This window comes from Arthrobacter sp. 05T45, from assembly GCF_056395875.1.
The window spans coordinates 75,885-90,082 of the sequence record NZ_JBFTKI010000008.1; the positions used below are offsets into that span (position 1 = coordinate 75,885).

Genomic DNA, 14,198 nt, shown 5'->3' on the forward strand with positions numbered 1-14,198 from the left:
AGCTTGATGGTTGAAATTACCGCGCCGGAACTCAAGGCAGCAGAGTCCATCTTCGGCGACCGCCTGGAACTGGCGAAACGCTACGTCGAGCACCTGGCGACATCCGGGACCGAGCGGGGCCTGATCGGGCCCCGTGAGGTGCCGCGGCTTTGGAGCCGGCACGTGCTTAACTGCGCCGTCATTGAGAGCCAGATTGCCCACGGAAGCCATGTCGCCGACGTCGGCAGCGGCGCCGGCCTGCCTGGCCTGTGCCTGGCCATTGCGCGGCCGGATCTGGAACTGACGCTGATCGAACCACTGGAGCGCCGCGTCATCTGGCTCCAGGAGGTGGTGGATGATCTTGGCCTCCAGAACGTCACGATCATGCGCACCCGCGCGGAACTCGCAGTGGGACTCGTGAACGCCGACGTCGTGACTGCCCGCGCCGTATCCGCGCTGTCCAATCTCGCCGGGCTGACCATTCCGCTCCTGGCCGGCAAGGGAGAAGTCGTCGCCATCAAGGGACGCAGCGCCGGCGAGGAAATCGAAAAGGCCGCCAAGGTTATCCGCAAACTGGGCGGCATTCAGACGTCCGTGGTGGTGGTGGGTGAAGACCTGCTTGAGGAACCCACCACCGTTGTGCGAATCGTAGTGAACAAGCCTCAAAAGATTACCTAGCACCGGCCCCGGTGCCCGGGGAGTCTGAGGGGAAGAGGTTAGGCTAGTAACCGGCAGTAAGAGCCGAATGAGAGTGAGCGTGTCATAGTGAGCAGTAGCGAAGCCTCCACACAACGGATCCCGCCGTTTGTGTCCCTGGGGTCCGCACGGGCGTTTACGGCTCCTGCAGTAGCTTTTGACTACTCCGGAAATCACACGGCTTCGGTTGCGAAGACGACCGGGATGGCCGGTGTTTCACGTGAAACATCCCTTCCGCACACGGGGAACGTGCTGGATTCCATCGACGATTCCAGTCCCATCGCCCGCGAACTCGCACACGAAAACAAGCGCCGCGAGCGGTTGCTCGGCCGGCAGCTCCCCAAACCGGAGAAAACCCGGATCTTCACCGTTTCCAACCAGAAGGGCGGCGTCGGCAAGACCACGACGACCGTGAACATCGCCGCCGCGCTGGCGGCCGCTGGCCTGAACGTGCTCGTCATCGACATCGATCCGCAGGGCAACGCCTCCACCGCCCTGGGAATCGAGCACCACGCCGATGTCGACAGCATCTACGATGTGCTGATCAATGATGTCCCGCTGAAGGACGTCGTGGCCCCGTGCCCCGACATCGACAACCTGATCTGTGCGCCCGCCACCATCCACCTTGCCGGTGCCGAAATTGAACTCGTCAGCCTGGTGGCCCGCGAGCAGCGGCTGCGCCGCGCAATCGATGTGTACTCCAAGGAGCGCGCCAAGAATGGCGAGGAGCGGCTGGACTACATCTTCATCGACTGCCCGCCGAGCCTCGGGCTCCTGACGGTCAATGCGTTCTGTGCGGCCGGCGAAGTCCTCATCCCGATCCAGTGCGAGTACTACGCCCTCGAAGGCCTCAGCCAGCTCCTGAAGAACATCGAGATGATCCAGAAGCACCTGAACGCTGATCTGGTTGTTTCCACTATTCTGCTGACCATGTATGACGGCCGCACCAACCTCGCCGCCCAGGTGGCAGCCGAGGTCCGGGAACACTTCCCGAAGCAGGTGCTCGGCGCTGTGGTGCCGAGGTCGGTCCGTATTTCCGAGGCGCCGAGCTACCAGCAAACTGTCATGACGTATGATCCTTCTTCCAGCGGTGCCCTGTCCTACCTGGAAGCCGCCGCGGAAATCGCGGAACGTTAGAATCTTTCAAGAATTGCACTAACCAGAGCCAGGTGAATCCCGGCTCTTCCACTGGAGGGATTTATCCATGAGCGATAAGCGACGCGGCCTCGGCCGTGGACTTGGCGCACTCATTCCAAGTTCCGCCGCGGCTAATGCCTCCGGAAACGGTGCTGCCCCGTCCCGGCCCGTGGACCTCTTCTTCCCTGAAGCCCGAAAAAAGACCTCCGACGCCGAGACGCTCGCGGACACCAAGGCCGCGCTGGCCAAGGAGCCGGAGTCCACACCTGTCAAGGCCGACGATTCCGCTGATCTCACGGTTGACACCACTGAAGCAACCAGCGCTGCTGCCGGAGCCGACGTTGCTGCCGACAAAGCCGACGCAGCTGCCGCCGCCGTGACCAAGAAAACCCCCGCCCGAAAGTCGGCTGCCTCCAAGCCGGCGACCGCTGCTGCCAAGGCGGCCGCATCCGACGCCGGCGAACAGCTGACGTTTGACTCCACGCCCGAGCACGGTGACGAGGGAACTGTTGACCTCGTAGAGGTGCCCGGCGTCAGATTTGCCGAAATCCCGGTCACGGACATCCATCCCAACCGCAAGCAGCCCCGCTCGGTCTTCGATGAGGATGACATGGCGGAGCTGGTGCACTCTGTGCGGGAAATTGGCGTCCTCCAGCCAATTGTGGTCCGTACCTCAACCGAAGAGGGTGTCGAACCCTATGAGCTCGTCATGGGTGAGCGACGGTGGCGTGCAGTACAGGCCGCAGGCCTGGAAACTATCCCCGCGATTGTCCGTGACACCACCGATGACGACCTGCTTCGCGACGCGCTGCTGGAGAACCTGCATCGCAGCCAGCTGAATCCGCTCGAAGAGGCGGCGGCCTACCAGCAGCTACTCGAGGACTTCGGCACCACGCACGAGCAGCTGGCGGACCGGATCGGACGTTCGCGTCCCCAGGTTTCCAACACCCTGCGCCTGCTGAAGCTGCCCCCGCTGGTGCAGCGCCGGGTTGCGGCAAATGTCATCTCCGCAGGGCACGCCCGCGCACTCCTGGCACTTCCTGACGCCGCGGCCATGGAACGCCTGGCGCAGAAGATTGTTTCAGAAGGCATGTCGGTCCGGGCGACCGAAGAAGCTGTGACCCTGTATCAGAGCCCCGCCTCGCCGGCCAAGAACAACATCCCGCGGGCCGGAGCCCGCCACGAACGACTGGATTACCTGGCGTCATCGCTGTCTGACCGCCTTGATACTAACGTCAAGATTTCGCTTGGTGCCCGCAAGGGTCGTGTCAGCATTGAGTTCGCCAGCGTCGAGGACCTGAACCGCATCATGGACGTCCTCACGCCGGGAGCGCCTAGCTAGGTCGCGACTCGCTGAGTTCTCCGGGAGGGTCTGTTTCACGTGAAACAGACCCTCCCTTCTTTGTCTCTACCGATGCTGCCGGTGCCGGCGGATTCGGTGGAGCCGAGTTCGGCGCTGCCGTGTTCGCCCACTGCCGGAGAGTTGCGGGGGGTGCCTCTATGGTTTCGTCAAGCCGCTGGGGTTTAGCCGTGGTTCGTAGAGAGTGCCGTCGCGCAACATGGCGTAGAGGGTGTCGGAACGGCGGCGGGCGAGGGCGATGAGGGCTTGGTTGTGGCGTTGGCCTTCGGTTCGTTTGCGGTCGTAGTAGGCCCTGGATGGCGGGTCCATCAGTGCGGCGAAGGCGGAGAGGAACAGGGCTCGCTTGAGGATCTTGTTTCCTTTCCGCGATGGGTGGTCGCCGCGGATGGATGTCCCGGATCTCCAGGTCACTGGGGCGAGGCCTGCGTAGGAGGCCAGGTGTCCTGCGGATGCGAAGTCTTTGCCGACTATCTCGGTGAGTATCCGTGCTGCGGTCCTGACGCCGACCGCCGGGAGTGACGTCAGGACCGGGTAAAGAGGGTGGGCCTCCACGAGGGCCTCGACCCGGGTGAAGACGGTGTCCCGGGACTCGCGGATGTCGGCGAGCATCCGGGCCAGTTGGGGCAGCACGATCGTGGCCGCGTTCGTCCCCACGACAGTGACTGTTTGCTGGCCGAGCGCGTCGATGATTTCGCCGGCAAGGCGTTCGCCCATCCGGGGTGCACGCTTTTTGAGCCGGTTTCCGATCCTGCGCCGACCTGCATGGCGCAAGGCTTCTGGGGTTGGCCAGGTCCGCAGCAGGTCCGACACTGCCGGGTGGTCCAGGTGCGGGCCAAGGACACGCTCCAGGGCAGGGTGGATCTGGGTCAGCAGGCCTCGGATCCTGTTCGATGTTGCGGTGGCCTGTTTGGCCAAGTCGTCGTCGAAGCCGCAGAGCATGGTCAGTTCGGCGAGCTGTTCATCGGCGATCTGGATGGAGCGCAGTGTGTGGGGCATGGTCCGGGCCGCTTCGGCGATGATGAACGCGTCCCGGGCGTCGGTTTTCGCTTCGCCCGGGTGCAGGTCCGCGATCCGGCGCATCGCCAGCCCGGGCAGGTATCCGACGGTGACACGGGCGGCCTGGGCAACCGCGACGGGGAGTGCACCGATGGTCGCGGGCTGGTCAACGACCAGCAGAATGTGGCCGTGTTTGCCCAGAGAAGTCAGTATTTCGCGGAGCCGGGCCTCGTCGTTGGGCAAAGCCTTGTCGAAGAGCTTCATCCCCGTCCGGTCCACTGCAACGGCGTGGTGCTCGCCGTTGCCGACGTCCAGGCCGATGAAGACATCAATGCTTTCGTGGTTTCCGATCACCTGTACCTCCCCGTCACAGCAGCTGATACCTGTGCTGGACTGTCCGCGGTGTCCGAGCCCGGCATCCACGTTACGCACGACGATCCCAAACTGTCCTGCCTCTATTAGCGGTCTCTCCGGCACCTACCGGACCCCGGTGACAACACCCCCCGGATCATTGACGACTGGGGGCGGCAATCATGCCGGGGCCGGCAGGCCAGCACACCCTCATCCTGCAACAGGAACGGGCTACGAAAAAGCTAACGGGGCGGCACCGGTGGCGCCGACTAGTTCCGGCGGCTCTCTCGCTTCCGTCCTGGCCCGGGCTCTCGCGGGTTGCGGCCGTGGGTGGGGGGCCGACGCAGTGCCGTGGTCTTTCTGTGGAAATCGTCAGCATCGCGGCCCTGCTTGGGCGAGACCGAGGGACACGTGCGGAACGACGGGTTGGTGCTGGGCAGGCGGGTGTCCCTGACTGGGGCGGAGCTTCCTGAGCGTGGAGTCCGATGCGTTTCCGGTGGCCGTACCGTCCACTCTGTTGCGTTCCGTGGGTGGAGCTTCTGATCGCATGGAACGGCCACACCGTGCATAAATGGCAGCTGCACAGTTCTCGTTGTTGCGGAAGGGCCCCCTCTCTGCCGGTGCCGCTGCGATCGCGCTAGTCAGCAACAGCCATCTTCGCCGCCTTCCAGAGCTCACTGACCATCTGGGCTGGAGTGGTCCGTCAATGTTTCACGTGAAACGGGGCCGCGAATCTGCGCCTTGCCCCATCGAACGCCAGGCAGGCTGGGCACCTATGTGAGGAGACAAAAGGGCAGATGAATCCGGCCAGCGGTTGGAGACCGCTGCGCAGTCGTCAATCCGGCAGCCGGACCACATCCCTGCCCATGCGAGTCCGCCTGCGGATTGGCGATCCGGCTCGGCCATTGCGCCGTAGGTGGTCAGCGCAATGCCGGTGGACTGGGGTGCCGACCAGTCGTTTGACCAAGGGTCCATCGTCTGCGTCATGATGGTTCGGCTTCCCCTTGCAAGGAATCGACCCACAGCTATGGCCCACTTTTGCCTGTCGGCCGGGCCGGCCGCGGGTGCGCCATGCGACCACATTGGTCCATGCCGGTGCGAAGCAGGAGAAGCGGCTCACTACGGCGCGGCTGCTGCTTGGCGGCGGAGCAAGCTCGCCGCAGCCACAGACGAACCTCGGAGCGACTGTTGTACCGTTCCCAGTCTCTGCGGGATCACCTGCTCCTGGGCGCCTCTGAAAGCGTCATATGGCGCCGCTACTGCGTTGTATGCCCGCGTGGTTGGCTGAACGAAGGCTAAGCAGGCTGCAGGGCATCCGAAGCCTTGCACGCCTCGGGATGCTCTAATACGGCACTGTCCGGTCCTGGCGGAGGCCGGCGGCACTCTCTCGCTGCTTACGATCACGGGTCGTGGGGGCAGCTTCCGTGAACGAAAATTGAAGTGGGTTGAACCGTGGGTTCGCGCGCGGGCCGGCAGGTTGGTCTGCTTGCTGCTTCGTCGGGTTCGGGCCATGGCTTTGTAGGAACGTTCCGGTGGTTACGGTAGAAATTGGCGCCGGACACGCGCCTCGAAAAGCGAACCTCAACAGAGGTCTCGATGTGGGCGTGGACGAAGATCGGGACAAAGTCGACGGCGCAGACCTGGACGCCGACCTTGGCGCGGGAACGGATGCGGGCCGTGATGCGGACGGTGATCTGGCGTCGGCGCCACAGGAAGCATGTAGTCTCGATCGCATTGTTGAAGACCTCTTGTGGGAGTCTGATCGCGAAAGCTGACCGGAACTGCCTCGCTTTGCGGATGTCTGCGTCCTTCGACTCCCCCGCTAACTTGCCGCTCACCCCTTCGCCGGCTTGCACCCACGTCCCCGATTCCGCATTCGGTACATGATTGTGCCTGTCAGTTTGCCGGGACCCGGGCAAAGGGAACCGGGGCCCTGACACGCATCCTCCCCACCCAGGTAGCCGGGTGCCATGACCGCCAACGTTCTGCTGCAGTCCCATCGCCGCATCCAGCTGTAACCATGCGCCATGGGGCATGCCGGCGTGCCAGGCATGCCTGATCTCCTTGGGGCCCCGGCGGGCGTGCTGTTCCTGCCGCATTTTTCAGCTTCCTCCGGTGAGCCCGACGCCTTATCCAATAGCCGAGATGGCACTCTGGGGGTCTATTCCGGCACTCCGGACACGGCTCCCCTCATCCGGAACAGCACACCGGACGCCTCGCGGGCCCCCCACACTGTGCCGCTGCTGACGCACCTGCCGGCTTGCCAGTACCCGCTTGATGAGAGTGCAGTGCAGATCCTGTACTGCTGCACACCGGCTGATCCTGCTGCAGAGTGTTGGAAGGAGTCTTCCGGTAGGAGCTCAGGCCGCGCGACGCACCCGCGAGAAGGGAAGCGGAGGCCATGTGAAGTAGGGCCGGGGTCGTGCCGACTGATCCCAGACGCCGACCGCGCCTTCCTGTGGATTCGGCCTGGCTGGAACTGTCGGGATGGCTCTTGTGTGGGCATCCAACCGCCATCATAGGGAAGCAGCCGAGCTGCTGCATGTTCCAACTACACGGCTACCCGCGCCGGGTCCGCTCCCCCGGACCAGTGTGTTTCGGGCGGCCAGGTTCGTCGCCCCGGGCACCAGGGCGCAGTTGCCTGCAGGATCCAATCCGCTGATCGCACCGGACCCGTAAGTTGGTGCGGCAACCGGAGGGATTCAAACCGCAAAGAAGGAAGGTCTGCATCCGGACCAATCTGATTGGGTTCGGGACTCGTGCTTGCGCGTGTCACCTGTGCGGGCTCGACCGGCCCGACCGCTTTTGCAGTCCGGTGCCTCCCTCATCCAAATCCCCGGGTCGACTGGCAATGCTTCAGTCGGGACACGTCCAGGGCCGTCTCAATGCAAACAACGCATGGCAAAAACACGGTCGACGAGCCTCTTCGTGTCTGCATCGGCCAACGGACACGGCGGTTCCGCGAGGACCGGAGTGGAAAGATGATCAACCGGACAGACCCAGCGAGTGCGTGAGGCCCGCCAAGGTCTCCGAGCTCAGAGCATGTGAGCTGCCCGGCAAAGCCCACGATTCAGCGGGTGCCGTCGTCGCATCTTGGCCCGGCAAAACGATCCCCTGGACGTGGGGCGGGAGGGTTCCTTGGGACAGTGGCTCCGCTCCCCTGGTCTTCTTGAAGTCCGCCTTGCGCTGTGGAACAAGCTGGCTTCGGCCGGCGCGACGGGCGATGCAATGACACGTCGGCGGTCCCGGCGCTCGACGAGTTTTGGTTCGACCCACGTGGATTTGCAGCTCCCGGCCGCCCTGGGATGACACGTCCGGAGGGTACTTCACCGCAGGTCAAAGCTGCATCCAGGTGAGGTTCGCGGGGCCGCTCCCGGCCCGAGTTTTAGCCAGCGGCCGGTCGATGGCGCGGTGGATAGGGCGGTGGATATTGCTGTGGATAACTTTGTGGATTAGTGACTGACTGCAGCCCGCTCGGGACGCCAGATTCTTGTACGAGCTGCTGCCGTGACAACTGCCACGAAGCTCCTTTAAGGGCCCACTGTCCGTTTCACGTGAAACATGATTATGGTGTGCAGCGACGATGGTCGAAGCATTCGCGAAGATGTACTAAATCGCCGTTCAACGGTTAATTTTTCGGGGATATTCGCTCGAACACCTGATTGCGAGCCGGAGTTCCTCATTGGGGTCCAGGACATATCCCCGGCACGGTGGGTGGCTGGTCAGAGGACCAGTGCCGGAGGGGCGACGGCGCTCGGCCGCTCACCAGGAAGGGCATGTGAATAATCTCTCAGCACCTGTGGATAACGGTGTGAATAACTTCTGTGGAGAAACTGGTGGATATCGAGTGAGCTCCGGATCATATAGCCGCTGGACAGACCGGAAATGCTTGGGTGTCGGCCACCGCCGACCTCCGCTTGGTACCCAGGTCGGCGGTCGTGATGGCTCGTGGATTGACGGTCGGAAGGCCTGCACCGGTCACTATGAGAGTGGGGAATTGCGGACAGACGCCGAGGGCTCGAAGGACATCCATAGCGGGCAGCGGCGGTTGCGGCGCCTGCCGGGGCGGGGGCAGGTTCGCGGCTGGACCTGGGTGTCCTTGGTCTTGCCGCCATGGAATCGAACCTGCTGCGCCGCGACTGTCAGGGCACAGACACCAACCTTCATGAGAACAAGACTTCATGAGAGCAGGCGTGCGATCTTCTTGTCCCGCGAATGCCGAATTGGCCCTACTCGGGGACACAAGAGCCGGCCCAATCCGGTCCCCTCTAGAGCAAAATGGGGCGACCAGCTGCTGACGGCACAGGAGTTTGGGCAAGCTTAATGCAGCTTGAGTGGAGCCTGAGATCGAACCGGGCCGGGGCGGAGACAGTGGGCATTGATCAACGGAGACAATATCATGGCGCGAGCTGAACGGAGATGGTGTTTGGGGAACCGATCAGCCCACGAACTCTGAACAGGCAGTGCACGATTGACTTTGCCGCCGCCGGATGAGCCCTGGACAGGAACCTTGGTGAAGCGGAGCAGCGACTCGTACAGGGGCGTAGGACGCGGACCGGAGGCTGCGACGGTCCAATTGTCGGGACGAGCCATGGATTGGACAAAATGTCGGACCTAACCGTCAGAATCGCCTCCGAGCCGGGCCCTGTGTTTGGTCGGGTGCCCTATGGAATGCAGGACCGGTTCCGTGCGTCCCACGCCGCGCAGGGTGCGGGAACTGCGCCGGCCGTAACGGCGGCGGGGCGTGTTCATTCGATGACTGACTGCCGCAGCGATCCGAAATTGATCATCGGTTCGCTTTCAAATCAAACAACATAGGCCCATGGTCGTAGGCGGGCGGCCGAGAACGCCCATGAACACTCTGCCCCAAGCTCCGGCGGCTGAGCACAGGCAAGTCCCCTCGCCGGTTCCGGGGCGCACTGCACGCCGCTTCAAAGGCACCCACGTTCGCCTTTCCCCACACACGGCGGGTCACAGAGGCCTGAAGGCTGGCGGCCGTTCCCCCGTCGGTGGCTACGGACGGGAATCTTGGGTCTGCTTCGCCGCAGACTGTTTCTGGTCCGCCGACATGTTTCACGTGAAACTAGGCGGTCTGGAGATGTTGGGACGGGATCGGATCCGGTGAACCGTACGAAATCCGGTCTGTTGTGCGGAATTTGGGTCGGAGCCGGCGGTGCTGGAGCGAGCGTTAGGGCGAGGAACGATGGCGTTCACGGGCGCAGGCCAACGTCCCTGGGGCCGCTCGGCCAAGGTTGGGCCAGGCCTTTCCAGCAGGGAGGCGCAGACCATCAAGCGCATCTTTGCGTCCCACCGACCTTTTTTCCTGCGGAAATGGGCACGCTGAATTGGTAACCGCAGAGGATTATCGAAGAGTTAACTATTACTTCGCTCCAAGTTGCGATTTATGGATTGCGACTAGGGGTGTTTCACGTGAAACATCGGCGCGGGGGGGTGGGCGGAAGTAGTCGGCACTCTCGCGACGTGCACACCCGTTTCACGTGAAACATGGGTAGCGTGGAGGTGGGCCGGACAATTCGGCAGCTGCGACGTACACACCTGTTTCACGTGAAACAGGGTCCGAACCGGGCGGCCGGTGGCTACGGCCGGTCGTGACTGGCCGGCATTGATCGCCGTTCTTGGAAAACGGGGCGAATGTGTGTGTTAGAGACATTCGATCGCAGTCCTGGTCACCCGCCGACTAGTCTACTATTTTGCCGCGGACCCGGGTGACCCCCAACTCTCCCCGGACCCGTGGCGGACGTGCAGGAGCAGTCATGGCGTGTTGCGCTGGCAGGAGGGCCCTGGCCCTGCCCGAACTCGGGGCGGCAGCGGAGTGCGGCGCCGCCTTAACGGCAGTATCGGCGGAAGCCTTCCCGTCAGAAAACCACGAACCTAGTATAAGTGAGACCTCTACCGTAGACTCCCCCGCGGCGGGCCGCGAGTGTTGGAGTGCATTTCGAGTCCGGACTCATCCGAAAGCCGTCCCAAACTTCATGACCCTGGAAGTTGGATGTTTCACGTGAAACACGTCCATTACGCGACATGGCGCATGGTGCTTCGGTGGAATTTGGGCAACCAACCCTCGGCATAAACGCAGTCAACGCAAATCGACTGTGATGTTCTAATGGGAACCCGCTGTGTCTACGCACAGGTTCACATCGCGCACCGAACTGATAAGTGGGGGTGCAGCGGTCATCATGTTTCACGTGAAACAAGAGGGTGGCGTCCCCTAAGCAACGGCCAAACACCTTCCGTGACTGTCAGCACGAATAGCAGTTCGCCGGCCGAGGGATAGCCCATTTCACAAGACGGCGGCGCCCAGGGGAATTGTGAGCCAGCAGACCAAAAAACCAATCCGATAGACAGCCACCCAAGGTTGCAAAACCGTTCATGGCAGATTTAGGGGCTGTCCCTACTCCCCGATCGTGGGCCGTGGAGCACAACAAAAAAATGGCCCCCGCCAGAAGCGGGGGCCACTTTCGGTCAGCCTAGGACAGGACGTCCGCAAATTCCTTCTCGAAGAACTGCTTGGGCCGGGCGCCGATCACGGTGCCCTTGACCTCGCCGCCCTGGAACAGGTACACGGCAGGGATGGAGGTGATGCCGTACTCGGCAGCGATGGCCGGGTTGTCGTCAACGTTCACCTTGACCACATCAACCTTCTCGCCGTACTCGACCGAAATCTCGTCAAGAATCGGACCGAGCTTGCGGCAGGGGCCGCACCATTCGGCCCAGAAATCGACAATGACGGGCTTCTCGGAGGCCAGTACATCAGTGCTGAAGCTGGCGTCCGTTACGTCTTTTGCGTTGCTCATAACCTTTGTCTCTCTTCCGTTGGTTGCTGCGCGCCGGTTAGGCGTGGAAATCTGCGAGGTAGTGCTCGACGTCGAGGGCGGCCACGCACCCGGAACCGGAGGCTGTGATGGCCTGGCGGTAGGTCGGATCAATGACGTCACCGGCAGCGAAGACGCCCTGGACGCTGGTCTTCGAGGTGCGGCCGTCCACGGCGATGGTTCCCTCTGCGGTCAGCTCGAGTTTGCCCTTGACCAGATCGGTGCGGGGATCGTTGCCGATTGCCACGAATACTCCGGTTACGGCCAGTTCGGATTCCGTGCCGTCCACCAGGTTCTTCAACCGCAATGCGGTGACTTTGTCCTGTCCCAACACGTCTTCCACACCGGTGTTCCACACAAAGTTGATCTTCTCGTGGGCCAAGGCGCGGTCAGCCATGATCTTTGAAGCGCGGAGGGCATCGCGGCGGTGGACCACCGTGACGGACTTGGCGAACTTGGTGAGGAACAGGGCCTCTTCCATGGCGGAGTCGCCGCCGCCAATGACGGCAATGTCTTGATCCTTGAAGAAGAAACCGTCGCAGGTTGCACACCAGCTCACACCGTGGCCCGAAAGCCTCTTCTCGTTCGGCAAGCCGAGCTCGCGGTAGGCCGAACCGGTGGAAAGAATGATGGAACGGGCCTTGAAGGTCTCCCCCGTACCGATGGTGACGGTCTTGACGTCGCCGTCGAGGTCCAAATCGGTGACGTCCTCAAACTGGATCTCCGTGCCGAAACGGGCGGCCTGCTTCTCGAAGTTCTCCATCAGGTCCGGGCCCATGATGCCGTCGGGGAACCCTGGGTAGTTCTCCACGTCCGTAGTGTTCATCAGTTCGCCGCCGGCCGTAACCGAGCCTGCCAGGAGCAGCGGCTTCAGGTTCGCGCGCGCCGTGTACACCGCTGCGGTGTAGCCCGCCGGGCCGGAGCCGACGATGATGACATCACGTACTTCGGAGGCAGTGTTTTCTGCGTTGCTCACTGAACGGTGAACCTCTTCCTTTGTCGATGCGCCCGCCTCGATGGCCGGCCACATGGCACAACTATTGCCGGGCATTGAATATTCCGGCCGAAATGGGCGTCACGGAGCAACACCACTACTCAGGGTACCGGTTTGCCGGGGCCGGGGCCGGAGACGGCCCAGGATTACCGGCCATCCGGCGGGCGTGGCCTCCGCTGCACGACAGCCGCCTTAGGGCGCAGCGGCAGCCTTAGAGCGCAGCCGCAGCCTTACAGCGCAGCCGCCGCCTTTGGGCGCAGCGGCAGCCGCGCAGGGCCGTTACTGGACTTTGATTTCGGCCAAGCGCAGGCCGTACCCATAGCGGGTCTTGGGTGCGGCCAGCTTCGGAAGCTTCTTGATGGACACGATCACGTACTGCGCCGTGACGGGTTCAGACAGCGGCATGGTCAGGTCCGGTGACGTAAAGCTGTTGCTGCCAATCTGCTTTGCACCGTCCAGGGTCGGCTTGTCATTGGTGAAGACGCTGATGTTGCCACCGGAGGCCCCCAACTGGCTCAGAGTGACGGAGGAGACCTTGGAAGGGTCCTTCAGCTTGACCACGAGCGGAACTTCGGAGGCGAGTCCGCCCCAGTCGTCCGTCGCGAATTCCATGTCTGACCAGAAGCTCGCGCCGTTCCCGTCAAAAGTCTTGACGAGGTCGGAGTCGTAATTTCCGGCGAAATCGAAGTTGCCGAGTCGCGTCACGTCTTCGATGACGGGCGGTCCGGCCGCCGGCGCCTCGGTGGCGGTCGACGACGGCTGCGCGGTGGACGGTTCCGGTGCGCTGGAGGAGGCGGAGGTTGCGGCGTTGGTCTGCGGGCTGCTCTTGAAGAGGCTGCCAAGGTTGGTGACCGCGAAGATCAGGCCGACCACCAGCACGGCAGCCAGGAGCCCGCCCACCAGCCAGCGCATGGAACGCGGCTCCCGGTTGGGCTCGTCCTCGTCTTCGTACTCGTACTCGTCCTCATCCTGGTCGACGGCGGCACGGGCGGAGGCGGGGAAGTTGCCCGGAGCCCGATCCGCCGAGTCGAAGCCGGCAGCAGCCACTCCGGCAGCCGCGGCTGCGCCGCCGTGGTGCTCTCCGCCGCGGTGATCGTCACCGGTGTAGTCGTCGTCGGACCACAAGGAAACTTTTGGTGCCGCGGCGGTTGCCGGCTGCTGCGCTGCCGCTTCGGCCTGGCGGGGCGCGCCGCCGTTCTGGACGGGCTGCGGCGCCGTTGAATGCGCCGCCGTCTCCTGCGGTGCGGTTGTGGGGGCCTTGGGTGCCCTGGCGGCCGCCGCGGCTGCTGCCGCGGCAGCAGGAGCGGAAGCGGGCCGCGACGGTACTCCCGCGGGGGGCGGTGCCGGAGAAGCCGGCGGCTGTGCGTTTGTGCCCTGGGCCTGGCCATAGTTGATGTACCCGGCGTCGACTTCCTCGTCGTCGTAAAGCCCGTCGTAGGTTTCGGGTTCGTGGGAGCGGGCCTGCCCAAAGATCTCGCTGCCCAGCGTGTCCGTGAAGAAGGGTTCGACGTACGGCGGGTTGGAAGAGACCACAAGATCCAGCAGATCCGCGGCCGAGGTGTGATTGGTGATCAGGTACGTGGTGGCGTCGCTGACGCCAAGATCGAGGATCTGCACGTTGCCGGGACGTTCGCCCGTGGCCACTTCACGGGCGCTCTGGGCCACCTGGTCGGCGTTGCCCGGGCCTGCGACGAGTATGCTCACGGGGCGGTTGAGCACCTGGTCCACACCGTCCAGCACCAGATCCTGGTCATGTGAGGTCAGTACGGTGGCAGTGACCTTGTAGCGGCCACCGAGTACTGATCCGACATCGATCGGGTGGGACACGGGCTCCTCCTAGACTGTCCGGGAC

Annotated in this window: 7 protein-coding genes and 1 pseudogene; 4 read left to right on the forward strand and 4 right to left on the reverse strand. The window is 63.3% G+C overall.

The features are described from left to right. The first annotated feature begins 6 nt into the window (after nt 1–6). The 3 genes from rsmG to AC1DGD_RS10635 all read left to right on the forward strand — a co-directional run bounded on the left by rsmG (nt 7) and on the right by AC1DGD_RS10635 (nt 3,154). The gene (gene rsmG / locus AC1DGD_RS10625; RefSeq protein WP_370116794.1) at nt 7–657 is read left to right on the forward strand and encodes a 16S rRNA (guanine(527)-N(7))-methyltransferase RsmG; all 651 of its coding nucleotides are present in this window, start codon (nt 7–9) and stop codon (nt 655–657) included. Nucleotides 658–744: 87 nt separating this feature from the next. After that, on the forward strand, nt 745–1,812 hold the full coding sequence (locus AC1DGD_RS10630) for a ParA family protein (protein ID WP_275450894.1): 1,068 nt from the start codon (nt 745–747) through the stop codon (nt 1,810–1,812). A gap of 67 nt (nt 1,813–1,879) precedes the next feature. Beyond that, nucleotides 1,880–3,154 carry a ParB/RepB/Spo0J family partition protein gene (locus tag AC1DGD_RS10635; protein WP_476856763.1) on the forward strand — a complete coding sequence of 425 codons (1,275 nt, stop codon included), beginning with the start codon at nt 1,880–1,882 and terminating at the stop codon, nt 3,152–3,154. A gap of 156 nt (nt 3,155–3,310) precedes the next feature. Here AC1DGD_RS10635 and AC1DGD_RS10640 read toward each other — a convergent pair. Beyond that, nucleotides 3,311–4,587: pseudogene (locus tag AC1DGD_RS10640) on the reverse strand (IS110 family RNA-guided transposase). 1,464 nt (nt 4,588–6,051) lie between these two features. Here AC1DGD_RS10640 and AC1DGD_RS10645 point away from each other — a divergent pair. After that, nucleotides 6,052–6,294, forward strand: a complete 243-nt coding sequence (locus AC1DGD_RS10645; RefSeq protein WP_230008313.1) for a hypothetical protein — start codon at nt 6,052–6,054, stop codon at nt 6,292–6,294. 4,713 nt (nt 6,295–11,007) lie between these two features. Here the strand turns inward: AC1DGD_RS10645 and trxA are convergent. The 3 genes from trxA to AC1DGD_RS10660 all read right to left on the reverse strand — a co-directional run bounded on the left by trxA (nt 11,008) and on the right by AC1DGD_RS10660 (nt 14,173). Next, nucleotides 11,008–11,334: a thioredoxin gene (gene trxA, locus AC1DGD_RS10650; RefSeq protein WP_223914875.1), complete on the reverse strand. Its 327-nt coding sequence runs from the start codon at nt 11,332–11,334 to the stop codon at nt 11,008–11,010. A gap of 37 nt (nt 11,335–11,371) precedes the next feature. Then, complete coding sequence (gene trxB / locus AC1DGD_RS10655; protein ID WP_028277980.1) at nt 11,372–12,328, reverse strand: thioredoxin-disulfide reductase; 957 nt, start codon at nt 12,326–12,328, stop codon at nt 11,372–11,374. A gap of 297 nt (nt 12,329–12,625) precedes the next feature. Further along, nucleotides 12,626–14,173, reverse strand: a complete 1,548-nt coding sequence (locus AC1DGD_RS10660) for an ABC transporter substrate-binding protein (RefSeq protein WP_476856764.1) — start codon at nt 14,171–14,173, stop codon at nt 12,626–12,628. Nucleotides 14,174–14,198 lie beyond the last annotated feature (25 nt).

Excerpts from the sequence above, each read along its gene's own strand:
- rsmG (WP_370116794.1), top strand. The coding sequence starts at position 7 with ATGGTTGAAATTACCGCGCCGGAACTCAAGGCAGCAGAGTCCATCTTC.
- AC1DGD_RS10635 (WP_476856763.1), top strand. The coding sequence starts at position 1,880 with ATGAGCGATAAGCGACGCGGCCTCGGCCGTGGACTTGGCGCACTCATT.
- trxA (WP_223914875.1), bottom strand. The coding sequence starts at position 11,334 with ATGAGCAACGCAAAAGACGTAACGGACGCCAGCTTCAGCACTGATGTA.